The sequence below is a fragment of the Shewanella oneidensis MR-1 genome (assembly GCF_000146165.2).
Taxonomy (GTDB): domain Bacteria; phylum Pseudomonadota; class Gammaproteobacteria; order Enterobacterales; family Shewanellaceae; genus Shewanella; species Shewanella oneidensis.
The window spans coordinates 3952235-3977195 of sequence record NC_004347.2 but is presented as its reverse complement, the minus strand read 5'-3'; the positions used below and the strand labels follow the sequence as shown (position 1 = coordinate 3977195).

The following is a 24961-nucleotide window of genomic DNA, read 5'->3' as shown; positions in this document are numbered from 1 at the left end:
AAAATTTAAGTCATATCTCTCACACTTTTGCTTTGTGCTGTTGGATATGCATTGATTATCCCGAACTGAGCCTACTTAGTTTCCAAAGCATGTTTCGCAGCATTAGTGCCTGCAATTTTTCCAAAAATCACGGTGTCTGCGACGGCATTTCCACCTAAGCGATTATACCCATGCACACCACCTGTGACTTCTCCTGCTGCAAACAAGCCGACCAACGGTTCACTTTGAATATCGAGCACTTCTGCTTTAGTATCAATTGCGACACCACCCATAGTATGGTGAATACTTGGAGCCACTTTTACGGCATAAAAAGGAGCCTTTTCTAGTGGCAATGGGAGGCTGTTCATAATTCTGTGTCAGGTTAATTTCACAGGTCGATATGGTTTTCTAAGCGCCCCTCAAAATGGATTGAGAGCTGTGATAGCGTCAAATTCCAGTTTTGGATAGGATGAGTCCAGCGCTCAGAGGCCTTCAATATACCCGCGTAAAGCAGTTTGAGTAAACTGTTCTCGTTAGCAAAGAGGGCGTTCAAAATTCTGTGTCAGGCTAATTTTTAAATTTCTAGCACGCTATCTAAACGTCCTTCAAAATAAATCGCTAACTGAGATAAACAAAGGCTCCAATTGTGGATTGGCATGGTCCATTTATCTGAGGCGTTTAATATGCCTGCGTAAAGTAGCTTCAACAAGCTATTTTCATTAGGAAATGCACCTTTGGTTTTGGTGAGCTTTCTAAATTGGCGATGTACAGCCTCAACCGCATTGGTCGTGTAAATCACTTTCCTGATATGTTCTGGGTACTTAAAATAATGGGACAAATTATGCCATTTGCGACGCCAAGAGTTGATTACCAACGGATAAGCATCACCCCATTTGGCCTCCAGTTCGTCCAATGCCATCTCTGCGGCTTCTTTACTCACGGCTCGATACACAGGCTTTAAATCAGCCATAAACGCTTTCTGATTTTTTGAGGCGACATACTTCATTGAGTTGCGGATCTGGTGGATAACGCATAGCTGTGTTTCCGTATGAGGGAAGATACTGGCTATGGCCTCAGGGAAACCGGTCAAGCCGTCAACACAGGCGATAAGAATATCTTTTACACCACGATTATTAAGATCGGTCAGTACGGATAGCCAGTAATTAGCGCCTTCATTTTCGGACAAGTGAAGCCCCAAAATTTCCTTTTTTCCTTTCATATTAAGCGCTAACAATGTGTAAACGGCTTTACTGACGTAACGCCCATCCTCTTTGACTTTATAATGTATCGCATCAAGCCAAACGATAGGATAATGGCTATCTAATGGGCGCTGTTGCCACGCTTTAAGTTCGGGGATGAGTTTGTCAGTGATAGCACTGACTGTTGCGTTAGACACATTGAGCCCATACATATCTTCAACATGTTGATTAATATCGCGATAGCTCATACCTATACTGAACATCGATAACACTTTACGTTCGATTTCATCGGTTAGTGTAGTTTGATTTTTCTTAATCAACTGAGGCTCAAAGGTGCCATTGCGGTCTCTAGGCGCGTCTAACTCAAAGTTACCGGACGGATGCTTAATGGTCTTAGGGGTTTTGCCATTTTTACGATTAGGCTGAGGATCATGCGCTAAATGCTGCTCAAGCTCAGCCTGGAGAGCCGCTTCAGTGAGTTGCTTGATCAGTGGGCCAAGAATGCTGTCTTTACCTGTGAGGCTTTTACCTGACTGCAGATCTTTAAGGGCTTGTTCGAAGTTAAAAGGTTGGGTCATGTGTCATTCCTGTTTTTGAATATTTTACTGAAATGACACAGAATTATGAACACTACCTTAGCAAAACCACCTTTGGTTTTAGTTAACTTCCTGAATTGCCTATGTACCGCTTCAACGGCATTGGTGGTGTAGATAGCGGTGCGGACATAGTCAGGGTATTTGAAATACACCGATAGCAGTGCCCATTTGTTGCGCCATGATTTAATCACCACGGGGTATTTATCGCCCCATTTCGTCTCCAGCTCATCCAGTGCCATCTCGGCCGCATTCAAGGTGGCGGCCTTATAAACACACTTTAAATCCGCCATAAAGGCCTTTTGATGCTTAGAGGCAACATACTTCATCGAGTTGCGAATTTGGTGGATGATACACAACTGTACTTCCGTCTGTGGGTAAATGGTTGCAATCGCTTCAGGAAAGCCTTTAAGGCCATCAACGCAGGCGATGAGGATGTCTTTAACGCCGCGATTATACAGGTCGGTTAGCACGCTTAACCAATGGTGAGCCCCTTCATTATCCGACAGATATAAGCCTAATAGCTCTTTTTTACCTTCGACGTTAAGCGCCAAAATGGTGTAAACCGCTTTGCTAATAAAGCGGCCGTTCTCTTTGATTTTATAGTGGATCGCATCGAGCCATATGACGGGGTAAAGCGGCTCTAGTTCGCGTTCGCGCCATGCTTGAAGCTCAGGGAGTAACTTGTCAGTAATGGCGTTCACCGTGCCGTTGGACACCGACATGCCGTACATGTCTTCGATATGCGCGCGAATATCTTGATAGCTGGAGCCTAATGAAAATAAGCCAATGATTTTACGCTCCATTTCATCGGTAAGTTGGGTTTGGTGCTTTTTGACTAATTGAGGTTCGAAGGTGCCCGCTCTGTCTCTGGGCGTGTTTAGCTCGAAGTTGCCAAGGGGGCTTTTAACTGTTTTAGTGGTTTTGCCATTCTTACGATTGGCGCCTTCAGTGCTTGCCAAGTGGCCATCCAGCTCAGCCGCCAAGGCCGCTTCAGTGAGTTGCTTAATCAAAGGGGTTAAGATGCCATCCTTGCCGGTGAGGTCTTTTCCTTCACGTAGTGCTTGAATGGCAGCATTGATATCAAAAGTAGGTGTGGTCATAAATCATCTCTTTTTGGTATAGCTTAAAGAAATGACACAGAAATTTGAACACTACTTATTTTGCTCATTATTTCGTCATTGTTTATTTTTTTGTTTTGTCATTCGTTCTCAGAGTTTTTATCCCTAACAGTGATCAAGCATTTTCCTTCTTTATTGTATTATAACCTAGGGTCAGGTTTCTTTTTGTCTATGATTTTGTCAACACTTTTAGGTATTTTACTATCCATGACCTATGCAAGACATGTGTTTGTTAAACAAGTAAAGTTTGTTTCATTTTTTTGCTGTACTTTATGATTATGAATATTGGGTTAAATGTTGAGTTCGCTTCATTTCAATCCATTTTCTACTATTTTATTATAGGGTTAATTTGGTTTGTTATTCATATAAGTATTCTACTATTATTTTCTTTATATTTTAAACTTCCCATATTGTATTTTGCTATTGCTAGTCAGTGTAATATTGGCGGCGCCGCTTCAACGACTGTTGTCTCGAGTGCTTTCCATCCGAAATTAGCGTCTATAGCGGTTTTAATGGCAGTGTTAGGTTATACATGGGCATCATTAATCGCATCAATTATTGGTTCTTTCATGCAATTTATACATCCATAATTATTATTCACATTATTGTGGTGTACATTATTTAATCACTAGCGTATGCATCTCAAAGGCATTTATCAGTCTTTGTGTCGTGTCTAATGTTTCCATGTGGGGTATGATGCTTGTCTTATCTTTTGTGTCTAAAGCAAGAGAGCATGCTTTGGTGGAAATAGGTTTATGTGGATTTTATTTACCATATTAGCTGCATTTATGCAGGCATGGCGTAATGCCTTTCAAAGCCAACTGAGCAAAGAGGTAAAGGTTGCCGGGGTGACTTTGGCTCGGTTTATTTGGGCAGGCCCTATAGCTGCATTGTATCTTGCGATCTTGTATCTATGGGACGATGTTGGATGGCCGCAATTTACCGGGGAGTTTATCGGCTTTATTGTGGGCGCTTCTATGATGCAGATCCTTGCTACTGGCTTGATGGTGAAGCTGTTCCAGCAGCAAAATTTTGCGATTGGTGCAGGGCTTGCTAAGAGTGAAGCAATCGTAGCGGCAATCTTAGGCACATTATTCTTTGGTACCCATCTATCGGTACTTGGTTGGGTGGGGGTTATCTTAGGTGGTGTGGCGGTATTTTTGCTGAGTGCTAAGCAGGGGCTGCGGCATTTATCCCTCAGCACCGTCATACTTGGGATTGCCAGTGGCAGTGCCTTTGCGCTGACCTCGCTTTGGGTGCGAGAAGCTAGCTTGAGGTTAGATGTCGGTTTTCCCCATAGTGCGGCTTGGGTATTGTTGTTGGTGATTAGTCTGCAAACTATCGTGTTAGTCAGTTATTTGGTTTTAAAGGATAAAGCAACGTTAATCGACTTGTTACAACGGCCTAAGTTAACCTTACTAACCAGTACTGCGAGCTGCTTTGGCTCTATCGGTTGGTTTAGTGCGATGTCGCTACAGGCAGTGCCCTATGTTAAAACCTTAGGCCAAGTGGAAATCTTCTTTATGATGCTTATTTCTGCATTCTGGCTAAAAGAACAAGTCAAAATTAAAGAAATGTTTGGTCTAGTGTTGATTGCGGTCGCTGCAATACTGGTGATGTGGGAGTGAGTACTTACGCGGTTTGTATTTGATATGCGTAGTACTAGATATATCCACTAAGATTAATGGCTATCACGCCATCGAATATGGATTAAGAATGCCAAAACGCTTAAATAGCCTTTCGTCGCTTTTACGATTATTTATTTCCCAATATGATCTTTCTCGCAAGCATTTATTCATCATGCTGTTTATGCCTACCGTCTTGGCAATGGCATCAAGTTATGTGATAACAAATTACTTGGTTGATAAGAAGGCACAAGAGGTTGGGGAGTTTAATCTCAAGCGGCTTGAGCATTTGTTAAGCGAGTCTGAGACGATAGGGGAGTATGCTACTACCCTTAGTGAGGGCGACTGCGGCGCCCTGAATGAATATATGCAGTTTAAGCCCTATTATCGCGGTGTGTTACTTTTTAACGCCCATGGTTTTCACTGTTCATCTACAATGGGGGTGATTGATTATCCGCTTAATTCACTCTTGCCCGAAGATACTCTCAAAAAACCGGCTTATTTTATTGTTCCTGAAACACCTGCGCGCTCAGGTGTTCCTGCCATTTTAGTTATCTCTACTCAGGCTAATTTAACGCGTGGTGCAGTAGTTATCATTGAAGGGCAATATTTAATCGACAGTTTTATTCAACCTGAGGTATTTCCTCGTCCTGTTAGCCATGTGGTGTTGGGATTAAAGGGGGCGACCTTACCTACTGTCCCACAATTTGGTGATGGGAAAGTGGTTGCAGTAAAAGCTGAGCACTCCGAGGTGGTGATCCTGCTTGAGGTTTCACAGGCGTTTTTTTGGCATTTTTTCTGGATATGTTTTGGCATACTACTGCCGTTTTTACTGGCTTTTGTTTGGTTGGTCGGTCTACATCTTTGGCGTAAAAAAAGCCGGTCTTCATTAGCCGATGACATTAAAAGCGGTATCGAGAATCAAGAGTTTTTTTTGGTATATCAACCTATTGTTAGTAGTGATGATGGTAAGGCTAAAGGCGTTGAAGCATTAGTGCGTTGGCAGCATCCCCAAATGGGCTTAGTGCGCCCCGATTTATTTATACCCATTGCCGAACAGAGCCAATTAATCGTCCCGTTAACCAATTATATTTTTGAACGAGCCTTGGCCGATTTTAGCAAATTGTCCGTGGATTCGGGGTTTAGGATTGGTTTTAACGTAGCACCAGAGCATTTTATTCAAAGTGATATAGAGGCTAAATTTCGCTATCTAAAAGATGCTTTTGCGCGTATTGGCGTGCAACCTTTAATTGAAATCACCGAGCGGCAGTTATTAACCGCGGATATGTGTGAACGAATTACGGCATTGCGTGAGCTTGATATTTTAGTGGCGATTGATGATTTTGGTACAGGGCAGACGACCTTGTCGCTGCTGCAAACCTTCACCTTAGACTATCTTAAAATTGATAAATGTTTTATCGATACCATAGGCCAAGATTCGGTCACTTCCCATGTGTTGGATACCATTATCGAGCTCTGCCATAAAATGAATTATGTAGCGGTGGCAGAAGGTGTTGAAACCCAACAACAAGCAGATTATTTAATCAGTCGTGATGTGCATTTTTTGCAAGGATATTTATTTGCTAAACCGATGAAATTAGATGAACTTTCCCATTGGCTTGAGGCGCATAGCGAATAAAAAGGCCATCAGGATAGCTATCCTGACAGCCATGTTGGCAGAGCAGACTGAAGTGCTTACAGGCTGTACCCTGTTTCTTCATGCTCTGAAAGATCGAGTCCATTGACTTCTTGCTCTGTGCTAACGCGCAGCCCTCCTAGGAGTTTGCTAATGATGACAAACAATAGCCAAGTCACCACCGCGGTATAGGTGAAGGTGGCAACGACGCCAATAATTTGTACGCCGAGCTGATCAATCATAGTGGGGTTGACAGCGGCAAACCCATAGCCGCTGAAGATCCCAAGCTGAGTTGAACTAAACACGCCTGCCAGTAAAGTGCCGAGAATACCGCCGACACCGTGGACGGGAAACACATCGAGGGAATTGTCTATCTTCAGTTTTTGTTTAATATAAACGGCTGAAAAGAAACAAACCATGCCACCAAGAAAACCAATCACTCAGGCACCCGCTGGACCTACATAACCCGATGTTGGCGTGATTGCCCCTAAGCCTGCCACTATTCCAGTGACGATACCTAGCGCACTGACTTTACCGAATTTATACCATTTGATAGCTGCCAAGTGATGGCGCACATTGACGCTGCCAAATGGGGGGCGAGTATGGCCATTGCCGCCGTGCCATTGGCACCTAAGGCACTACCACCATTAAAGCCAAATCAGCCAACCCAAAGCATGCCCGCACCTGTCACTGTCATGGTCAAGTTATGGGGCATCATCGCCGAGTTTAAAGATCTCCTACGCGGTGGGCTGAGCACCTTAGCGACAACCAATGCGGTCAAGTCCAGCGGTTATGCGCGCCACGGTAACGCCCGCAAAGTCATAGAGTCCAAGGTTGGCTAACCAGCTGCCACCCCACATCCAATGGGTAATGGGGCATAAACTAAGAGCAGCCATGCGCTTGAAAATATCAGGACTGCGGAAAATTTCATCTGCTCAGCAAAGCCGCAGATGATCAGCGCGGGCGTGATAATCGCAAACGTCATTTGGAACAGCATAAATAAAGGTTCGGGAATATCTCCGCTGACACTCTCGCGGCCAATACTGGCTAAAAAATGCTTTATTGATGCCGCCGATAAAACCATTGCCAGTATCAAAGGCGATGGAGTAATCCATCACAAACCAAAGTATCGAGGCGATAGCTGCGATCGAAAAACACTGCATTAACATGGGAAGTACGTTTTTGCTTCGCATCAGTCCGCCGTTAAACAATGCAAGGCCTAGAAGTGTCATCAGTAAGACTAAGGCGGATGAGCTTAAAATCTAAGCGGTATTAGCACCATTTAACTGCGTTGCATCGGCCCATGCTGTGCTTGTCTGCTCGCTGCGAGGACAGGTAATGCTTGATAACTGAGCTTGGATTTTTGATAGCTCATATGGCATCAACCCCTTCTTCTGCGGTGCGGACGCGGATCACTTGTTCGAGTGGGGTGACAAAAATCTTCCCGTCACCGACTTTACCTGTGTGGGCGGCTTGGATGATGGCTTCGATGACTGCTTCTTCAAGTTCGGAGTGGATCGCGATTTCAAGCTTCATTTTGGGGAGAAAGTCGACAGCATATTCGGCGCCGCGATAGAGCTCTGTGTGGCCCTTTTGACGACCAAAGCCACGAACTTCTGTGACTGTCATGCCGTGGATCCCCAGTTGAGTTAGCGCTTCACGAACATCATCAATTTTGAAGGGTTTAATAATTGCAGTGATGAGTTTCAACTTTATTCTCCAACGAATCTCTGGCTTAAGTACACGGAATAAAGCAGGAATCAGGCCATAACAACAATGTTTTTATTATCATTACCTTAACAATGTGACGCACTTAAATGAACCTTGTTTTTGCTGCAAAACAGTGCAAAACAGATGATTGTGCCCTGATTTGGTGCGCGATTTTGGTGCAGTTTGCATAAACATGACAATTAGGGAGCATTTAAGAGATGATCATTATCGCTGAGTATGTTTGTGCTCGACTGATTGATACTAAATCAATTGAAAATCAATTAAATAGATTGTTTATTGCACAGGCGGTATCGCCGAGAGCTGTTTAATGCTTTGGACCATTTGTGCATTAGTTGCTGCACTTAAACCGTGCGCGTTGGCGCGATCACCAATATAGCCATTAATTTGGTCTATCTCAGTGGGTCTATGATGTGCAACATCTTGGTGCATCGATGAGAAGTTCGCGGCCGTGAGTTCAATAACCCGATACACGCGTTCTTCTAAACGCTGCCTATCGAGCTCAACGCCATCATGGGCGGCAACCTCGACCAGTTCATCTAAGATAGTGGCAATAGTCTTTGAAAATTGTGCTTGAGCCAGTGTGCCATTGGGGCATTGATGCAGGGCTGTAAGAGGGTTGATCGCGGCATTGACCGCCAGTTTTTGCCAAAGGCTGGGGATAATCGCTTCAACCCACTCGCTGTTCGGGATGGCATGCAATAGCCTTTCCCGCAGAGCTTGGGGTAACTCTGGGCCGGTAAAATGGCCAAACTGAGTTAAGCCTTGCCCGGTTTGCTTAACTTGCCAACATGACTGACGTAATACGCCCTGTGAAGTGGTGCCTAGGCTTAGGCCGCGACCATTGAGCCGTGGCGCAAGTGTAAGGTGTGGCCCCATACCATTATGCAATAACAGAATATGGCATTGTGGCGATAATTTATCGAGTAAAGGGCTAATTGCATCAAGTACTTGATACGCTTTTACGCACACGATCAAAAGTTTGATTTGCTGCGCACTTTTACTTTCTATATCAAGTTTGGGTACGCGGTAGGAGACTGATTCGGTATTGGTGTTATTTAGCAGCAGAGGGCTAAATACTAAATCTTGCCAATGAGTCGCTTCAATATTTGATGCAAAGGATTCCCGCGCTATCAAGCCTACCGCTAACCCTGCCGAATGCAGTTGATGGCAAATCAATTGCCCCACGGCACCAGCGCCTAAAATAGCGATTTCGCTAGCTGGTGGTGCTATGGCGGCGGTTTTACTCTGGCCAGGCATTATTCTTCCTTGAGATGGGCGGCACTAAAATATTTTCGATAGGCCCAAAGACAAAAATAAAACAAGGCAATACCGGCAAAATCTGCCAACACATCACCTATGGAGGCGCTGCGGTAGGGCAAGCGTGACTGCACAAGCTCAATCAACATTGCGTAAGTCGCGAGAACCAGTGAGAGCCAATACCACTTAGGGCGAAAGGCGAGATAGGTAAGATACGAGAGACAGAAAAAGCTCCCAAGATGGCCTACCTTGTCGATATGAGGAATACCTTGCGAATAGGTTGGTCTGGAAAACACCAGATAACTGATCACGACAAAGGCTACGGCTAAAGCCAGTTTGAATAGGGTGTGTTTAGTTATCACAAATACAATTTGATTATCTTAGCGTGCCGCCATAATAGGAAAATGCGCAACCAAAGTCATCCCTAAGGCGAGTTTTATCTTGCTTGGGCAAAGTTAACCTTCAACTCGATGGAGTGAGTCGGTAAACTATGGGCATTTACAATCACCTAAGGGGCGGCAATTATGCCTTCATTTGATATTGTGTCTGAAGTTGACGAAGTTGAGTTACGTAACGCGGTTGAAAACTCCCGCCGTGAACTCAGTGGGCGATTTGATTTTCGTGGTAAAGATGCCAGCATCGACTACAAAGATCATGTGGTGACGCTCACCGCAGAAGATGATTTCCAGTGCAAACAGTTAGTGGATATTTTGCGTACGCAATTGAGCAAGCGTAATGTCGAGCCATCAACGATGGATGTCGACGAAAAGTCGGTTCATAGCGGCAAAACCTTTTCCCTTAAAGTGCGCTTTAAGCAGGGGATTGAAACGGATATCGCGAAGAAAATCGTTAAGATGGTGAAAGATAGCAAGATTAAAGTGCAATCGCAGATCCAAGGCGATACAGTGCGAGTCACTGGCAAAGCGCGTGACGACTTACAAGCCGTGATGGCGTTAGTGCGTCAAGCGGACCTTGGTCAGCCTTTCCAGTTCAATAACTTCCGCGATTAATCGTTAAAACTTACATAGCTTGCGCTCGCATTAGACGAACCTAAGCATGAATCGCTAATACAATAAGCCCCAAAGGATTACCGATTTGGGGCTTTTTTATATCTGATTATTCTTGGTCTGGTTTAGCGCTGACGTGGGGCGCGTATTTATTCACTAAATGAATGAGTAACAGCACAGGAAAGCCAATCACGCTGGCCGCGACAAAGAAATTCACATAACCAAATGCGTCGACATAGGCGCCCGAGAAACCCGCAATAAACTTAGGAAACAGCAACATAATCGAGGAAAGCAGGGCGTATTGTGTTGCGCTATAGCCGCTGCTGGTGAGGCTTGAGAGGTAAGCGATAAAGGCCGCGGTGGCAATCCCTGCGCTAAAATTATCGACCGAAATGGCAAAAGTTAAAAAGCTGACGTTATAACCAATGACCGCTTGCCAGGCAAAGAGCAAATTGGTGACAGCAACCAACAGCGCACCAAGAAATAATATCTTCATAGTACCGAAGCGAGCTAACAGTACACCGCCAAAGGCTGCTCCAACTAAGGTCATGATAAGGCCATAGATTTTGCTTAAATAGGCAATTTCTTCCTTAGTGAATCCCATGTCCACATAAAACACGTTGGCCATAATGCCCATTACAATATCCGAGATGCGATAGCAGGAAATCAGCAATAAAATCAAAATTGCGCTGCGGCCATAACGTTTAAAAAAGTCGATAAAGGGCAGTACACTGGCGGTATAAATCCATGAAAGACTCGCCGCAATAGGTTTGGGATAACGCGCGCTTAAACGCTGTTTTACGGCCAGTTCGGTTTTATCGGCAGAGCGGGTATCGACCATAGGCTCGCGGCTAAAAAGCGTAGTTAGTACGCCAATAAACATCAGTCCAGCCATCACTAAATAAGAGGTTTGCCAAGCAATTAAGTTATATTCGGTATTGCCGGGCTCTACCCAAGCAGCGATAGTAAGCGCGCCAGCTGTGGCCACAATCATGGCGCTGCGATACCCCACTTGATAGGCGGCTGCAAGCGCAGCTTGCATTTTTTCGGGAGCAGATTCGATGCGAAAGGCATCAATGACAATATCTTGGGTTGCGGACGCAAAGGCAACCATTAATGCAAACAAAGCCAAGCGTTCGAGATTTTTAACGGGATCGCTAAAAGACATCCCTAAAATGGCGCCGACCAACAGCAATTGTGCGAACAGCATCCAGCTGCGTCGCCGTCCTAAAAAGCGCGTCAGTATGGGGATAGATAATCTATCGACCAACGGTGACCAGGCCCATTTGAAGGCATAGGCGAGGGCTATCCAACTGAAATAACCGATAGAGGTGCGATCCACTCCCGCTTCCCGTAACCAAAAAGACAGGGTTGAAAAGACCAACATTAATGGTAAGCCGGCAGAAAAGCCGAGTAATAGCAGGATCAAAACGCGCTTATGGTAATAAACGCTCAAGGAGTCTAAGGTGCGACGAGTAAAACCGGTTACGAACATAAGCTTTTGCCGAGGAGTCGAATCCGCCTAGCTTACGGGTAAGATACGGTTAGGTTCAAGGACTAATACTTATCCTTTTGATGACTGATGAGTTTGAGTACGCAGAAGCTAAAAATAAAAAGACCCAGCGAGCTGGGTCTTTAGCGCATGTGTTGCTCAAGGTCGAATACCGATACAACCCGAGGGCATTTGTCCTCCCAAACTGAGGAAATCACAGCAAGCATGTAACTGCTGATACAGATACTGATTGCCGCGTATCATCCAGTCTGGCCACTTGTTAAAGCTATGGAGCAAGTGCCAAAACACGGTTTCCGTTTCTGTTTGCGCTTCACTTGTCGGAATGAGTTGCTGCCATTCCTCAAGTGTGTCCCATAAATAGAGCTGAACTTCTTGGAAATCGAGTTCATCACTCAAAAACGCTTTTCCATATACAGCAAGTTGGGGCGCTTTATTATCGATAAATTCTTCAATTGTCACCCTTGCCTCCTTTCGTTTTGCTTTTACAGTATAGAGGCAGGATTAGAACTTTTGCTAAATTTTTAATTATTTTTTCGGGAGTAATTTAGCTGTTTTCAATATGATAGGAGTGACAGGTACATCGGGCCAATTCAGTTTGGCATTAGTGGTTGTCTCTACTACGGCCATGGCTTCGAGTACTTGCTTACCTTCAATCACTTCACCAAATACCGCATAACCCCAACGACGTTTTGAGGGGTCAAGCTTAGTGTTGTCTGCAACGTTAAAGTAAAACTGGCGGGTGGCCGAATGGGGTTCATTGTCGCGCGCCATGGCAATGGTGCCCATGCTATTGGATAAACCATTGCCCGACTCGTTGACTATGGGCTTGCCCGCTGGCAACTCTTCTAATTGCGGATTCAGTCCACCGCCTTGCACTACAAAGTCACTGATCACGCGATGGAAAATCGTGTTGTTGTACTCACCTTTGACCACATAGGTGAGGAAGTTATCGACTGTAATGGGGGCGCGGGTTCTATCGAGTTCGACAACAATCTTACCTAAACTCGTATCAAACTCGACTTGGGGATACAAGCTATCGGGTTGAATGTCGATTGCCGCCCAGCTGCTATAACTAGCACAGAGAACTAAGAGTGCAGATATCCAACGAAACATTATGATTTCCTTATTAATTATCGATTGGTATTTTTATTTTTGTAGGAACTGGTTTAACTCTGGGTCATTTAATATTTCCCCAGTGAGCTGGCCGAGGAGCTTATTCATATCCATTTCTAAGGTCGCAAAGTCTGGGGTTAATGGGCCTTTTAATACGCCCTTTGCTTTATAACGTTTGACTAATTCTTGGCTTGAATTACGCGCTTGGACAGCAATACGTACACTGTGTTTAGCCTCGTAACCAAAGGTTTTTTTGGTGACATCCATCTGCAACTCTTCTAATTGAACTTGAATAGAGTTAGTTGCACTAGGATCAATTTGGTATCCCGCTTGGGTGAAGCCATTACGAAATACTTCATCGAGTAATAACTTAGGTGGCTCGCTTGGACCGACTAAACGGGTCTTGGTGCCTTCTTCCATAAAGCGCGCAACATATTCAGCGTTACGCGAATCGATAGTATCCAATGAGATCTGCACGGGTCTTGAAGTCTGTTGGCTGATATCGGGAACCTGAGGGCTAAATGCCATGTGAGTCGGATTTTGGCTCGCACAGCCCACAAAGAATAGGGGGAAAGTCAGCGTCAATAGTAACCGTTTCATGGAGAATCTCATGCTAGTAAAAAGTGGCTACAGCATACCAGAAATCCCCCTTGTTGCCACAAGGTACTCGGGTTCAGTTTTTGTACAGGTGTAAAGGTTATCATGTGCCTACATATCATTACCGAATTTAAACAATATGAAATACTTAACAATTAGAACTTGGCTTTTATCGTTATCAGTTTGTGCTTTTTTCGTCGGGGCTAATGCTAATGCCGCTGATCCATCGCATGTGTTAGGTGGCAGCTTAGGCTATGGGACCCAAGAATTTGAAACTAAGAGCGGTAAATATGATGCGGGTGATACATTCACTGGCGATTTATATTATCGCTATATGTTCAACGAGCATTTTGGGCTTGAAGCGGGTTATTTAGCGGGTTCTGGTGGCGTGGCGAGCGCCCTTGTTAGTGCAATCAGTGATATAAAAGACTTACGTTACCAAGGTGTTAGAACCACTGCCTACGGTGAGTATGCATTGTCTCGCGGGAATAGTCTGTATGCCAAACTCGGTGCTGCTTATACCAAAGTGAGTTATGAGTTTGAAAAGCAGGAGATGGATTCAGACGATGTGGGCTTTTACGGCGCAGTTGGTTGGCAATATCGTTTTCGCTCTGGCTTTGGTCTTAATCTTGAGTACCAATATGTGCCGATGAAAGAGCTTGAGTTGCAAGGAGTCAACTTTGGCATGAGTTATCGTTTCTAACGACTAAGGTGTGCCATTGCATTCGTCAATATTTGATGGATGATTTTGTCTCAATTAAGCGCCCTAGGCGCTTTTTTAATGGCTTTTTGGGAAAGTAAAACCGAACTCCTCTCGGCAACAAAATCACAACAATTTGTGCTTGCACTCTTTTAATGCAATGAATGACAGGTTAGAGTAAAAATTCAATATTTAATAAGAGAGCATAAATGCTCCTTCGACCGCAAAAATGCAAAGGCGAGTTTATGTTTAGGATCAACACTCAAATTGCCCCCGAAAGCTTGATTAACGCTAAAGGCCAGCCACAGTTTGGCCATTTCGACGGTATTGTTAGTCGCTTAGGTTTAGCCGATTTCACCTATTTCAATACCATGGATAAGCCCGCATCGGCTTGGGCAAAACGTGTTGATTATAAGCAGTTTCAATTTGTTTCTATTATCACGCCCCGCTATATCATTGGTGTTGCGCTTGCGGATATCGCCTATCTTGGCAGTGCATTTTGTTATTTATATGACATTAAAAACAATAGGTTAATTCAGCAGGATTGGTTAAAGCCCTTTAGGCTTGGCTATCGGATGTCGCCATCCCCCGCGAATGGCACTGCGACGATTGGCGGCAAAGACAAGCGCATAACCTTTGAGATTCATGATGGTAATTGGCATTTGCTGATTGATACCAAAAACATTCAAGCCGATTTAACCCTGCATTGTTTACCTTTAAGTTTACCTATGGCTATGTGTAGCCCTACGGGATATAACGGCTGGACTTATACCCAAAAACACAATGGTTTATCGGTTAAAGGACAACTCACCATAGATCATGAACCGCAGCCGTTAAATTTCGCCCTCGCGGGTTATGATTTTTCAGCGGGATTTATGCGCCGAGATACCAGTTGGCGTTGGGCATCCTTGAGTGCGCAAATTGACGAAGGGGTTATCGGATTAAATCTTGCTGCTGGCGTCAATGAAACCGGCAGTAATGAAAACGTGTTTTGGATTAATGGCGAGCGGCATTTGCTCGGACCGATGCAATTTGAATTTGATCGCCATGGACAGCAGGGCACTCAAATATGGCGCATTTATAGTCACGATGGCCGAGTTGATTTAGAGTTTACTGCGCGAAATTGCCGCAGTGAAAAACGTAATTTTATCTTGCTGAAGAGTAACTTCCGCCAGTATCTAGGCTTCTTTAGCGGCTCAATTATCGATAATCAGGGGCGCAGCTATCAACTCAATAACGTATTGGGATTGACCGAAGATCATTACGCCCGTTGGTAAGCTTGGGGCGGTTTAGGCTTAAATAAAACAATAATAACAATAGGATAAAGGTATATGGATATCGCTGAATTAATCAATCACCCCGAATTGCTGCTATTGGTACTTGCCCCGTTATTTTTTGTGTGCATTTTGCTCGAGTGGTACTTAGGCGACAGAAGGCAAAAACTCCCTGTCAGCGCCCGTTACCATGCTAAGGAAGTGCTGTGTAATTTTAGCCTCGCGGCCATGCATCAGGGCACAGATATCTTGGCCGGCTTACTCATCGCTAAGCTGTATCTGGCGATATTTGGTTGGAAATTATTCGATATCCAAATGGGGCCGTTCACCTTTGTGCTACTCATGGTGGCACAGGATTTTTGCTATTACTGGTTTCACCGTGCGAGTCACAGAATACGTTGGATGTGGGCGGCCCATGTGGTACACCACAGCTCTGAGAATATGAACTTTAGCACCGCGTTTCGGCAGAGCTTGATGTATCCCTTTGCGGGAATGTGGGTGTTTTGGTTACCGTTGGTGATCTTGGGTTTTGATCCTAATTGGGTGGTATTTGTGGTACTGCTGAGTTTGGGATTACAGTTTTTTGTGCATACTCAAGCAGTAAGAAAGCTCGGCCCATTAGAATGGCTGTTTAATACACCATCCCATCACAGAGTACATCATGGACGTAATCCTCAATATATCGATAAAAATTATGCAGGCATTTTAATCATTTGGGACAAACTCTTCGGTACCTTTGTGCCCGAAGAGGAAACCGTGATTTACGGGATCACTAAACCCGTCAACAGTTTTAATCCGTTAAAAGTCACCTTTAGTGAATGGCACGATATGTTCAGAGAGGTCACAACCAAGGGGTTGAGTTTATCGAAACGACTGGGGATCTTATTTGCACCTCCCGCCAGCTATCAAAAAGATGATTGATTTACTTCAATATTTGAGTCTGTCACCTTCTAATAGTGCAAACGGCGAAAATTCACTATCGCCAGACCTTAGCCTTGCGCCAGTTTCTCTTCAATCGCCACAGAGGGCAACACGCTAAGCTTTAAGCCAACTTGTATGGATAAAACAGAGTTGTGACACAATTTTGTTAATTAAATTTCGGTAAATTGTAAAAATCCCTTTGTCTATCAGGATCTTTGTCGAGTAAGTGGCTTTTCCGAGATCCTAACCTGCCAATCTGTGGTGCGATGGATTAGAATAGCCTTGAATTCAAAAACATCAGAGCGAGCGGTATGCACGTACATATTTTAGGAATTTGTGGAACCTTCATGGGTGGTCTTGCACTCTTGGCTAGGGCAAAAGGGCACAGAGTGACAGGCTCGGATGCCAACGTCTATCCACCTATGAGTACGCAGCTTGAAGAGCAAGGTATTGAACTTATTCAAGGTTTTGACCCGAGCCAATTAGGTGACGCAGGTAGTTATCCCGATATCGTGGTGATTGGTAATGCCATGAGCCGTGGTAATCCTTGTGTTGAGGCCGTATTAAATCTTGGGATACCTTACACCTCTGGCCCCCAATTTTTAGTCGATCATATTCTGCCTGAACGTTGGGTATTAGCCGTTTCTGGCACCCATGGAAAAACCTCCACCTCCAGTATGCTCGCTTGGATTTTAGAGGATTGTGGTTATCAGCCCGGTTTCTTGATTGGCGGCGTACCGCAAAACTTTGGCGTGTCGGCCCGTTTAGGTGAGTCGGCATTTTTTGTGGTTGAAGCCGATGAATACGACAGCGCCTTCTTCGATAAGCGTTCTAAATTTGTGCATTATCATCCACGTACCTTGGTAATTAACAACCTCGAGTTTGACCATGCCGATATTTTTGCTGATTTAGCAGCGATTCAAAAACAGTTCCACCACCAGATCCGTACAGTCCCTGGTCAAGGCAAAGTGATTTGGCCCGCCGACTCCCACGCGGTAAAGCAAACCATTGACATGGGCTGCTGGAGCGAGCAGGAGACTTACCACTCATCAGAGGTGACCAAGGGCTGGCATGCTAAGGCGCTAAGTGACGATTGCCACGAGTTTGAAGTGTTTTTCGATGGCCAATCCCAAGGTGTGCTCGATTGGGCGCTGATTGGTCAGCACAATATCGAAAACGCTGTGATGGCGATCGCGGCGGCGCGCCATGTTGGGGTTGCGCCGAGTGCGGCGATCGATGCATTGGCGCGATTTGTACCACCGAAACGTCGCCTAGAGTTATTGGACACAGTGAATGGCGTTAGCGTTTACGATGACTTTGCCCATCACCCCACCGCGATTGCAACGACCATTAAAGGTATGCGTGCTAAAGTCGGGCAGACCAAAATCACTATCGTATTAGAGCCGCGCTCAAACACCATGAAGAGTGGTGTACACAAGGACACGCTAGCTCATTCAATGTTGCAAGCAGACGAAGCCTTTTTATATCAAGCCGATACTATCGATTGGAATATGAAAGAGGCGATGGAAGCAGCGGTTATCCCTGTGACTGTATTGCATCAAATTGATGATGTTGTGGCTAAGGTAGCCGCTTCGGCAAAGCCGGGTGACACTATCGTGGTGATGAGTAACGGTGGCTTTGGCGGGTTACATAAAAAACTGTTGGCGGCATTAGCAGTCAGCCCACAGCTTGTAGAGCAGGCACACTGATATGGCCTATGCCAAATCATCGAAGGCGATTAGCCTCGCGTGGACAGGCGCTTCGGGCGCGCCCTATGGTTTGAAGTTATTAGAATGCTTATTGGCTTCGGGCTACCAAGTGTTTTTAATGATCTCCAGTGCCGCTCGGGTGGTACTGGCCACTGAACATGGCCTACAGCTTAGTGCTAATAGCGATAAAGCCAAGGCACAATTACTCGATGTACTGGCACAGAAGAATATCCCCTTATCTGGTGAGCTAGTGGTATTAGGCAAGGATGAGTGGTTTTCACCGCCAGCCTCTGGCAGTGCTGCACCTAAACAAATGGTGATTTGCCCTTGCTCGACGGGGACGCTTGCTGCGGTCGCGACGGGAATGAGCAATAATTTGCTCGAGCGCGCGGCAGATGTGGTGCTAAAAGAGCGCGGTCAGCTTATCTTGGTTCCGCGGGAAACGCCATTTAACGCCATACACTTAGAGCATATGCTCAACCTATCGCGCCTAGGCGCCACTATTATGCCGGCGGCGCCAGGCTTTTATCACAATCCCAAATCGGTTGAAGATCTGATAGACTTCATGGTCGCTCGAATCCTCGATCATTTGGGCGTTGACCATGCATTAACGAGTCGTTGGGGTTATGACAAACACTCCCCCAATGACATCGACAATTGAGACTGATATGAAACACACCACCGAAGTGATGATCTCCGCCGAAGAGATCAGCAAAAAATTGGATCAAATGGCCGAGCAAATCAATGCCCACTATGCCAACAGCGAGCGTTTGCTGATGGTGGGATTATTAAAAGGCTCTGTCGTATTTATGGCTGATCTATGCCGCCGCATTAAAGGCCATGTTGAAATCGATTTTATGTCGGTTTCAAGCTATGGCAATGCTATGACCAGCTCACGGGATGTGAAAGTGCTGAAAGATGTGCAATCGGATATCGCGGACCGCGATGTGCTGATTGTGGAAGACTTAATTGACTCTGGTAACACCTTAAACAAAGTACGCGAAATGCTACTATTACGTGAGCCTAAGAGTTTAGCTTTATGTACTCTGCTGGATAAACCTGAGCGCCGTGAAGTGGATGTTAAAGTTGATTTTATCGGCTTTACCATTCCAGACGAGTTTATTGTGGGTTACGGCATCGATTATGCTGAGCAATATCGCAACTTGCCTTATATCGCCAAAGTTGTACCACTCGAATAATTCAGTTGTTTTTGATGATTCAAACTCCCGCCAAGGCGGGAGTTTTGTTTTGTGCGTTATCTTTAATGCTACACCGTTTTGTTGATAACTCGATTGTTGTTTATTAGCCATTTTTAATAAATTAATCATCATAGATTCAATCGATTAGTGATGGATTTTGTATTGATATAACCTGGCGTATTGCATTTATTGTTTTCGGCACCATCTTATTAGTTATTCATTCTTTAAGGAGCAGATAGCACTATGGCCAATCATGCCCATGCTTTAGTACTCGAGGGGCTTAAAAAAACCTATAAAGGCGGTGTCGAAGCGGTAAAGGGTATTAGCCTTACCGTTGAGCAGGGAGACTTTTTCGCCCTATTAGGTCCTAACGGCGCAGGTAAATCGACCACTATCGGTATTATCAGCTCCTTGGTGCAGAAAACCGCTGGCTCAGTCAAAGTGTTTGATTTTGATATTGATAAGCAGCTCGAAGAAGCCAAGCTGTGTATTGGCTTAGTGCCGCAGGAGTTTAACTTCAACCAGTTTGAAACTGTGCTGCAAATTGTGGTGAATCAGGCGGGCTATTATGGCGTCCCCAAAGCTGTAGCCCTTGAGCGTGCGCAAAAATACTTAACTCAGTTGGATTTGTGGGAGAAACGTAATAGTCAGTCTCGCACCTTGTCGGGTGGGATGAAGCGGCGGTTAATGATCGCTCGTGCCCTAATGCATGAACCTAAATTATTGATTTTAGATGAGCCAACTGCGGGGGTCGATATTGAGCTGCGCCGCTCAATGTGGGAATTTCTCAAGCAGATCAATCAGCAGGGTGTGACGATCATCCTGACCACCCATTACCTTGAAGAAGCTGAAATGCTGTGCCGCAATATCGGCATTATTGATAAAGGTGTGCTGGTGGAATGCACGAGCATGAAAGCATTGCTGAGTAAACTGAATCTTGAAACCTTTATTCTTGACCTGCGCCGCGATATTTATGTCGCGCCAACACTCGATGGCATGGTGTGCCGTTTAACTGACCCGCATACCTTAGAAGTCGATGTGGCGAAGGAGCATAATCTCAACGATGTGTTTACCCAATTAACCGCGGCGAATGTGGAAGTGTTGTCGATGCGAAATAAGTCGAATCGGTTAGAAGAATTGTTTGTCGAGTTAGTGAAGAAAACCCAAGGAGCTAAGGCATGAAACAGCTGTATTTTATTGCCTTCAAAAGCATATTAACCAAGGAAATTAATCGTTTTACACGGATTTGGGTCCAAACCTTGGTGCCGCCAGCAATCACTATGACCTTGTATTTCCTTATTTTTGGTAACTTGGTTGGCAGTCGTATTGGGGAAATGGGCGGTGTGTCCTATATGGAGTTTATTGCACCGGGTCTTATTATGATGTCGGTGATTACTAACTCCTATTCGAATGTGGCGAGCTCTTTTTATAGTGCCAAATTCCAGCGCAATCTTGAGGAGTTAATGGTCGCGCCCGTGCCTCACTATGTGATGATTGCAGGTTACGTGGGCGGTGGTGTCGCGCGGGGCTTGTGCGTTGGGTTAATCGTGACACTGGTGGCCATGTTCTTTGTCGATATTAGTTTGCACCATGCTGGTCTTGTCGTCATGACGGTATTTTTAACCTCAGTGTTATTCTCCTTAGGTGGATTAATTAACGCGGTATTTGCCAAGAGTTTCGATGATATCAGTATCATCCCGACGTTTGTGCTCACGCCATTAACCTACCTTGGCGGGGTATTTTATTCTCTGTCTTTATTGCCGGCTTTTTGGCAAGGCGTATCGGCGCTGAATCCCGTGGTCTATATGATCAACGTGTTCCGCTACGGCTTTTTAGGCTTCGCCGATATCAGTGTGCCCCTTTCAATCGGAATTATGGTGGGTTTTTGTGCTGCACTCTGGGGCGTTGCTTACTATCTTATTTCCAGAGGGATAGGACTGCGTTCGTAGTTTATAAAACAGGACTTAAGAGCATGGCTAGTTTTACTGTGTGATAAAATTCCTATCATAAAAAAGGGAGTCATTTAGACTCCCTTTTTTATGAAATCAAATTATTACTTCATACGACGACGTAATGCTGCCAGAGGTAATAACAATGCAGTTAACCAGCCAAGAGCACCACCAGATGTGCCGCCACCGTTGTTAGACTTCGCTGTTTTTACCGTGACAGTAGATGTGCCAACATTACTATTATCAACCCCATCAGAGGCGACAACGGTAAAGGTGTAAACGTTTTCACCAGCGGGTGCGGTAAACCCGATTCTATCTTTGCCGTTGACGAAACTTACTGAAGGACCGGATGTTTGAGTCCATGTGTAAGTGAGTTCATCACCATCAACATCTTTACCATTTGCAAGTAATGCGACATATGAATTTTCGGTAGCATTTGCATTAGTTGGTGTAACAGATGGCTTAGTATTATTAATCAACACAGTGACTTTCGCAGGAGTCGATGCGTTGCCCATGGTGTCGAGTGCAATCACTTCAACTTCTATTGTTTTGCTTTGTTGATTGATTACCGCATTATCACTTAAGCGGACAGTTCCATCTTTAGCGATAACGACCATACTGCTGTTAGAGCTGAGTGTCACAAACTCAGAGAATGGGCTCGTTAACATATCTGGGTCTGTCGCCTTGAGTTGACCTAGTACGCTTCCTGCAGCCGTTCCTTTATTCACTGACAGTGTTAAATTTTCTACCGTTGGTGCAGAGTTGCCTTCATCTGTTGTGTTTGCTACGACAGACATAGAGCCTGAGTCAGACAAGAACATAAAGCCTTTGGCATTACTACCAACTTTAGTTTCTAAAATGGCGCTTTCACCAGGTTTGAGTTCAGTGACTTCATTACCTTTCGCATCCAGCAACATTGCAGACGTTCCTGATCCATCAAGTACGAGTGAAGCTACAACACTGTCTTCATCACCTGAGGGGATCGGTGCCCAATCACTATCTTCAACACGGTAACGAACTTTAATGGTTTTACCTAAGTCAGCTTCAGCCAAACCAATATCTTCTAAACACACTTTACTGGTAAGGAAGTTATTACCTGTGACGTGGAACACCGGCTCTAAGGTGCCTGATGAAGTGCCGTATTTAGCCACTAAACCATAGATAGATCTTGGTAAAGGATTGTCACGTGTGCTAAACCAGTCTAAGTTTACTGTTGCTGCTGTGTAGTCCCAGACACCGTCATTGTTGAGGTCATAATCTACATCATAACTTGCCACTAATGCATGAATGATAGGGTCACGCATTTGCAAGGTGTTATAGATTGCAATGCCAGTATCACATGAGCTGCTAAGTAATAGCTCACTAGAAGCATTTAACAGGTCGTGACGTTTAGATTGATCTACAGGGCTTGTCGCGATTAATGGGGCTGTAAATGGATCGGTAATTGACGTCGCGCCAACGTTAGTGAGCGTTCGTACCAAGCCGTCTTCGGTGACTTCAGTTTCGACTGAAATTGCCGCAGCCGCTTTAGGTAGTACGTGATACACCAAATGGAGCGCTTTTACGTCACCCTCCATAAATTGGATGGCACCATCATATTCAGAAAGTGTCAGCGCCGCAGATGCATCCGCTGCCGTTCCATCGAGTTCATAGGATGATGTTAGCGACCACTCTGGTAATTTTGTCGGGTCAATCGTTGCCGTTACATCAAAATTGATCGTTTGTCCTGCAGGAATAGTGACACTGGCGGGTAATGCAAAACTTAAGGCGCCTGAATCAAGATCGTTTTGGAAACGTTGATCGACTTTTAAGGTGTAAGTTTTTTCAGTTGCAGAGAAGTTTTTAACGGTGACAGTTTTGGTGATTGATGTGGTTTTGTTGAGCGCTAATAAGCCAAAGGCTAACGCAGCTTGTTTGGTGTCTTTATTCCAAGCGGCAACTGGCAGATTAATGGCTTTTTCTACGTCGACTAAACCAGAACCGATATAGCTAATCGGTGCTAGCTCTGTATCTGGGTTAATCTCTTTTGGCTCAAGCGTCACATCAAGGTTTGCAGCGTTCATGATGGTCGCTTTTACCTCAAATGCATTGCGATGAGGTAATGCTTCACGAATGATACTTACCGCACCAGCCGTAATTGGGCTTGAGAAGGATGTTCCGCTGATCGGAGTTAAGCCTTCACCTAATCCTGGGTGTGCGGTGAGGATATCAGTACCAGGAGCGGTAATCTCTGGTTTTAAGGTTCCGCCAATCGATGGGCCTCTTGAGGTAAAGGTCGCAATGGCTCCAGCAGTACCTAATTCAGTCGATGCAATACTAAATGCGACATCACCCGAGGCGAGTGCGGTTTTGATTGCATCGCCATCTTCCTTAGAAACCATTACCGAAGGAATGGTGATCTTGTCGTCGGTTCCGCCCATCACAAACGCGCCAGCATTGGCTGCGTTGTTGGCTACGATAACAAATGAAGCTCCTTTTAACTGAGCATTCAGAACTTTAACTACGAATCCACAAGTTCCACGATCGATTAAAACGGTTTTACCCGTTAAATCTTCTGTGTAGGCAGTGCAGCCATTTTTATTGGCTGCGGGGTAAACAATCGGCGCAACGGTATTAGTGAAGCTATATGCATTGGATTTATTAAATCCAGCGCCAACTGCTGTGACTGTATTACCCGCAATAGACGCTTCAATTTTGCCAACTTTTGTGGTTGGGTGCGTCATTGCGCCAACGGAAAGGGCACTATTAGTCGTACTTGGGCCACCGACCACAAAAGGTGTTGGACCATCGTTACCTGCGGAGATGACAAGGTTGACGCCCAGTTGCACCATTTCGTTGATCATCACTTGCACGGCGCCATCTTCAACATCACCAAAGTCGCCACCTAATGACATGTTAACAGTGTCGACGCGATCGCTGATGTCTCCATCACCGTTTGGATCCATAGAGGCTTCAAGTGCGTTTAATTGAGCGATACCAGAACAGCCTGAGTTACATACTGAATATACAAGTAGTTCTACATCAGGCGCCGTCCCAACTACTGAGTGGCTCACATGGGTGCCGTGGTTTGTGGTAACGTCAATTGGGTTAGGATCATTATTGACAAAGTCCCAGCCACCAATGACTTTACCTTGGGGCCAGTTTGGCATTTCGCTTTTTGCGGCGACGGCAGCTTTATAGTCAGCGACTAATCCTGAGCCACCTAAGGCTTTGTGGGTATAGTCAACGCCTGTGTCGAGTACGGCAACTCGTTGGCCTTTACCTGAGGCAATACCCGCATCAATAACCGCTTTTGCTTTGATATATTCAGCACTGGCTGCTACATCAAGCTTGTAGTCATAGATAGGCAGAATATCCGCTACTTCAGCATTGTTCAGTAATGAAACCAGTTGTTTATGATTGCCTTCAACAATGATTGAGTTGACTAATTTTGAAGTAGTGGCAACGATTTTTAAATCAGCATCCATGCTGGTAATGGCGTTTTTTACCTTGGTTTGAGAGCTTTCTATTTGGCTCATTACTGATTGTTTATTAAATCCTTTTAGCTGGCTTTGCTGCGCAAGAGAAGGTGCTTTTAGTTTTACCATCCAAGCTACAGCCTGTTTTTGCTCGTTACTATCATTTTTAGTAACGCTTAAGCCTGCATACTTGTCAGTTGTTTGATTGGTTGTATTGTACTGAGCTGTTGTACCTGCAACAGCAGCACTCGTTAACAGTGCTGCGGAGATAGCGAGAGATAGTTTTGTCTTCACAACTTCATTCCTTGTCAATTAATGCTTGTAGTACAAAATCAATTGCACTTGCAGCTGAATTGTTATTTTTATGCTAGCAATTTACT

At 44.9% G+C, this 24961-nt stretch carries 23 protein-coding genes and 5 pseudogenes; 13 read left to right on the top strand and 15 right to left on the bottom strand.

What is annotated here, in order from left to right; genetic code table 11:
- Window positions 1-71: 71 nt before the first annotated feature.
- The 4 genes and pseudogenes from SO_RS17820 to SO_RS17805 form a co-directional block, all read right to left on the bottom strand.
- A pseudogene (locus tag SO_RS17820) lies at window positions 72-338 on the bottom strand (FAD-binding protein); the annotation flags it as partial.
- A gap of 29 nt (window positions 339-367) precedes the next feature.
- A pseudogene (locus tag SO_RS17815) lies at window positions 368-520 on the bottom strand (IS256 family transposase); the annotation flags it as partial.
- Between the two features lie 33 nt (window positions 521-553).
- Window positions 554-1756 carry an IS256-like element ISSod4 family transposase gene (locus tag SO_RS17810; protein ID WP_005054087.1) on the bottom strand — a complete coding sequence of 401 codons (1203 nt, stop codon included), beginning with the start codon at window positions 1754-1756 and terminating at the stop codon, window positions 554-556.
- Window positions 1757-1770: 14 nt separating this feature from the next.
- Window positions 1771-2874, bottom strand: a pseudogene (locus SO_RS17805) (IS256 family transposase); the annotation flags it as partial.
- A gap of 278 nt (window positions 2875-3152) precedes the next feature.
- Between SO_RS17805 and SO_RS23570 the strand changes: the two are divergent.
- The 3 genes from SO_RS23570 (at window position 3153) to SO_RS17790 (ending at window position 6156) form a co-directional block, all read left to right on the top strand.
- The gene (locus tag SO_RS23570; RefSeq protein WP_367303095.1) at window positions 3153-3482 is read left to right on the top strand and encodes a DUF819 family protein; all 330 of its coding nucleotides are present in this window, start codon (window positions 3153-3155) and stop codon (window positions 3480-3482) included.
- Between the two features lie 165 nt (window positions 3483-3647).
- Entirely contained in the window at window positions 3648-4520 is an 873-nt protein-coding gene (locus SO_RS17795; RefSeq protein WP_011073590.1) for a DMT family transporter, read from the top strand.
- An 88-nt stretch (window positions 4521-4608) separates the two neighbouring features.
- Window positions 4609-6156: an EAL domain-containing protein gene (locus tag SO_RS17790; protein WP_011073589.1), complete on the top strand. Its 1548-nt coding sequence runs from the start codon at window positions 4609-4611 to the stop codon at window positions 6154-6156.
- 56 nt (window positions 6157-6212) lie between these two features.
- Here SO_RS17790 and SO_RS23565 read toward each other — a convergent pair.
- Window positions 6213-6653: pseudogene (locus SO_RS23565) on the bottom strand (ammonium transporter).
- A 66-nt stretch (window positions 6654-6719) separates the two neighbouring features.
- Here SO_RS23565 and SO_RS23605 point away from each other — a divergent pair.
- Window positions 6720-6995 (top strand): hypothetical protein, encoded by a 276-nt coding sequence (locus SO_RS23605; protein WP_436976879.1) that lies wholly within the window; start codon window positions 6720-6722, stop codon window positions 6993-6995.
- Here SO_RS23605 and SO_RS23555 read toward each other — a convergent pair.
- The 5 genes and pseudogenes from SO_RS23555 to SO_RS17770 all read right to left on the bottom strand — a co-directional run bounded on the left by SO_RS23555 (window position 6912) and on the right by SO_RS17770 (window position 9503).
- Window positions 6912-7138: pseudogene (locus SO_RS23555) on the bottom strand (hypothetical protein). The gene SO_RS23605 and the pseudogene SO_RS23555 sit on opposite strands and share 84 nt — an antisense overlap.
- Window positions 7089-7385, bottom strand: coding sequence for a hypothetical protein (locus tag SO_RS23550; protein WP_367303093.1), 297 nt, complete (start codon window positions 7383-7385; stop codon window positions 7089-7091). The pseudogene SO_RS23555 and the gene SO_RS23550 overlap by 50 nt, the downstream one beginning before the upstream one ends.
- A 139-nt stretch (window positions 7386-7524) precedes the next feature.
- Complete coding sequence (locus tag SO_RS17780; RefSeq protein ID WP_011073588.1) at window positions 7525-7863, bottom strand: P-II family nitrogen regulator; 339 nt, start codon at window positions 7861-7863, stop codon at window positions 7525-7527.
- A 294-nt stretch (window positions 7864-8157) separates the two neighbouring features.
- Window positions 8158-9141: a ketopantoate reductase family protein gene (locus SO_RS17775; protein WP_011073587.1), complete on the bottom strand. Its 984-nt coding sequence runs from the start codon at window positions 9139-9141 to the stop codon at window positions 8158-8160.
- A complete protein-coding gene (locus SO_RS17770) occupies window positions 9141-9503 on the bottom strand; it encodes a VanZ family protein (protein ID WP_011073586.1) in 363 nt (120 codons plus the stop codon). Before SO_RS17770 ends, SO_RS17775 begins: the two co-directional genes overlap by 1 nt.
- A 162-nt stretch (window positions 9504-9665) precedes the next feature.
- Here SO_RS17770 and SO_RS17765 point away from each other — a divergent pair, with 162 nt between their 5' ends.
- Entirely contained in the window at window positions 9666-10151 is a 486-nt protein-coding gene (locus SO_RS17765; protein WP_011073585.1) for a YajQ family cyclic di-GMP-binding protein, read from the top strand.
- 106 nt (window positions 10152-10257) lie between these two features.
- Here the strand turns inward: SO_RS17765 and SO_RS17760 are convergent, their stop codons facing one another.
- The 4 genes from SO_RS17760 to SO_RS17745 all read right to left on the bottom strand — a co-directional run bounded on the left by SO_RS17760 (window position 10258) and on the right by SO_RS17745 (window position 13374).
- The gene (locus SO_RS17760; protein ID WP_011073584.1) at window positions 10258-11643 is read right to left on the bottom strand and encodes an AmpG family muropeptide MFS transporter; all 1386 of its coding nucleotides are present in this window, start codon (window positions 11641-11643) and stop codon (window positions 10258-10260) included.
- A 156-nt stretch (window positions 11644-11799) separates the two neighbouring features.
- Window positions 11800-12120, bottom strand: a complete 321-nt coding sequence (locus tag SO_RS17755; RefSeq protein WP_011073583.1) for a hypothetical protein — start codon at window positions 12118-12120, stop codon at window positions 11800-11802.
- A gap of 66 nt (window positions 12121-12186) precedes the next feature.
- The gene (locus tag SO_RS17750) at window positions 12187-12774 is read right to left on the bottom strand and encodes a peptidylprolyl isomerase (RefSeq protein WP_011073582.1); all 588 of its coding nucleotides are present in this window, start codon (window positions 12772-12774) and stop codon (window positions 12187-12189) included.
- Between the two features lie 33 nt (window positions 12775-12807).
- Complete coding sequence (locus SO_RS17745; protein ID WP_011073581.1) at window positions 12808-13374, bottom strand: YajG family lipoprotein; 567 nt, start codon at window positions 13372-13374, stop codon at window positions 12808-12810.
- Window positions 13375-13510: 136 nt separating this feature from the next.
- Between SO_RS17745 and SO_RS17740 the strand changes: the two genes are divergently transcribed.
- The 8 genes from SO_RS17740 (at window position 13511) to SO_RS17705 (ending at window position 21123) form a co-directional block, all read left to right on the top strand.
- Window positions 13511-14074 carry a porin family protein gene (locus SO_RS17740; RefSeq protein ID WP_011073580.1) on the top strand — a complete coding sequence of 188 codons (564 nt, stop codon included), beginning with the start codon at window positions 13511-13513 and terminating at the stop codon, window positions 14072-14074.
- A 242-nt stretch (window positions 14075-14316) separates the two neighbouring features.
- The gene (locus tag SO_RS17735) at window positions 14317-15348 is read left to right on the top strand and encodes a DUF2804 domain-containing protein (RefSeq protein ID WP_011073579.1); all 1032 of its coding nucleotides are present in this window, start codon (window positions 14317-14319) and stop codon (window positions 15346-15348) included.
- A gap of 54 nt (window positions 15349-15402) precedes the next feature.
- Window positions 15403-16266 carry a sterol desaturase family protein gene (locus SO_RS17730; RefSeq protein ID WP_011073578.1) on the top strand — a complete coding sequence of 288 codons (864 nt, stop codon included), beginning with the start codon at window positions 15403-15405 and terminating at the stop codon, window positions 16264-16266.
- Between the two features lie 311 nt (window positions 16267-16577).
- Window positions 16578-17975, top strand: coding sequence for a UDP-N-acetylmuramate:L-alanyl-gamma-D-glutamyl-meso-diaminopimelate ligase (mpl, locus tag SO_RS17725; protein WP_011073577.1), 1398 nt, complete (start codon window positions 16578-16580; stop codon window positions 17973-17975).
- Window position 17976: 1 nt separating this feature from the next.
- Complete coding sequence (locus tag SO_RS17720) at window positions 17977-18636, top strand: flavin prenyltransferase UbiX (RefSeq protein ID WP_011073576.1); 660 nt, start codon at window positions 17977-17979, stop codon at window positions 18634-18636.
- A 7-nt stretch (window positions 18637-18643) separates the two neighbouring features.
- Window positions 18644-19174 (top strand): hypoxanthine phosphoribosyltransferase, encoded by a 531-nt coding sequence (gene hpt, locus SO_RS17715; protein ID WP_011073575.1) that lies wholly within the window; start codon window positions 18644-18646, stop codon window positions 19172-19174.
- Between the two features lie 243 nt (window positions 19175-19417).
- Complete coding sequence (locus SO_RS17710) at window positions 19418-20356, top strand: ABC transporter ATP-binding protein (RefSeq protein WP_011073574.1); 939 nt, start codon at window positions 19418-19420, stop codon at window positions 20354-20356.
- Window positions 20353-21123, top strand: coding sequence for an ABC transporter permease (locus SO_RS17705; protein ID WP_011073573.1), 771 nt, complete (start codon window positions 20353-20355; stop codon window positions 21121-21123). The genes SO_RS17710 and SO_RS17705 overlap by 4 nt, the downstream gene beginning before the upstream one ends.
- Window positions 21124-21227: 104 nt before the next feature.
- On the opposite strand, the gene SO_RS17700 is transcribed toward SO_RS17705, so the two are convergent.
- Window positions 21228-24875 carry a S8 family serine peptidase gene (locus SO_RS17700; protein ID WP_011073572.1) on the bottom strand — a complete coding sequence of 1216 codons (3648 nt, stop codon included), beginning with the start codon at window positions 24873-24875 and terminating at the stop codon, window positions 21228-21230.
- Window positions 24876-24961 lie beyond the last annotated feature (86 nt).

Excerpts from the sequence above, each read along its gene's own strand:
- SO_RS17810 (WP_005054087.1), bottom strand. The coding sequence starts at position 1,756 with ATGACCCAACCTTTTAACTTCGAACAAGCCCTTAAAGATCTGCAGTCA.
- SO_RS17795 (WP_011073590.1), top strand. The coding sequence starts at position 3,648 with ATGTGGATTTTATTTACCATATTAGCTGCATTTATGCAGGCATGGCGT.
- SO_RS17790 (WP_011073589.1), top strand. The coding sequence starts at position 4,609 with ATGCCAAAACGCTTAAATAGCCTTTCGTCGCTTTTACGATTATTTATT.
- SO_RS23605 (WP_436976879.1), top strand. The coding sequence starts at position 6,720 with ATGGCGCACATTGACGCTGCCAAATGGGGGGCGAGTATGGCCATTGCC.
- SO_RS23550 (WP_367303093.1), bottom strand. The coding sequence starts at position 7,385 with ATGACACTTCTAGGCCTTGCATTGTTTAACGGCGGACTGATGCGAAGC.
- SO_RS17775 (WP_011073587.1), bottom strand. The coding sequence starts at position 9,141 with ATGCCTGGCCAGAGTAAAACCGCCGCCATAGCACCACCAGCTAGCGAA.
- SO_RS17765 (WP_011073585.1), top strand. The coding sequence starts at position 9,666 with ATGCCTTCATTTGATATTGTGTCTGAAGTTGACGAAGTTGAGTTACGT.
- SO_RS17760 (WP_011073584.1), bottom strand. The coding sequence starts at position 11,643 with ATGTTCGTAACCGGTTTTACTCGTCGCACCTTAGACTCCTTGAGCGTT.
- SO_RS17750 (WP_011073582.1), bottom strand. The coding sequence starts at position 12,774 with ATGTTTCGTTGGATATCTGCACTCTTAGTTCTCTGTGCTAGTTATAGC.
- SO_RS17745 (WP_011073581.1), bottom strand. The coding sequence starts at position 13,374 with ATGAAACGGTTACTATTGACGCTGACTTTCCCCCTATTCTTTGTGGGC.
- SO_RS17740 (WP_011073580.1), top strand. The coding sequence starts at position 13,511 with ATGAAATACTTAACAATTAGAACTTGGCTTTTATCGTTATCAGTTTGT.
- SO_RS17735 (WP_011073579.1), top strand. The coding sequence starts at position 14,317 with ATGTTTAGGATCAACACTCAAATTGCCCCCGAAAGCTTGATTAACGCT.
- SO_RS17730 (WP_011073578.1), top strand. The coding sequence starts at position 15,403 with ATGGATATCGCTGAATTAATCAATCACCCCGAATTGCTGCTATTGGTA.
- mpl (WP_011073577.1), top strand. The coding sequence starts at position 16,578 with ATGCACGTACATATTTTAGGAATTTGTGGAACCTTCATGGGTGGTCTT.
- SO_RS17720 (WP_011073576.1), top strand. The coding sequence starts at position 17,977 with ATGGCCTATGCCAAATCATCGAAGGCGATTAGCCTCGCGTGGACAGGC.
- hpt (WP_011073575.1), top strand. The coding sequence starts at position 18,644 with ATGAAACACACCACCGAAGTGATGATCTCCGCCGAAGAGATCAGCAAA.
- SO_RS17710 (WP_011073574.1), top strand. The coding sequence starts at position 19,418 with ATGGCCAATCATGCCCATGCTTTAGTACTCGAGGGGCTTAAAAAAACC.
- SO_RS17705 (WP_011073573.1), top strand. The coding sequence starts at position 20,353 with ATGAAACAGCTGTATTTTATTGCCTTCAAAAGCATATTAACCAAGGAA.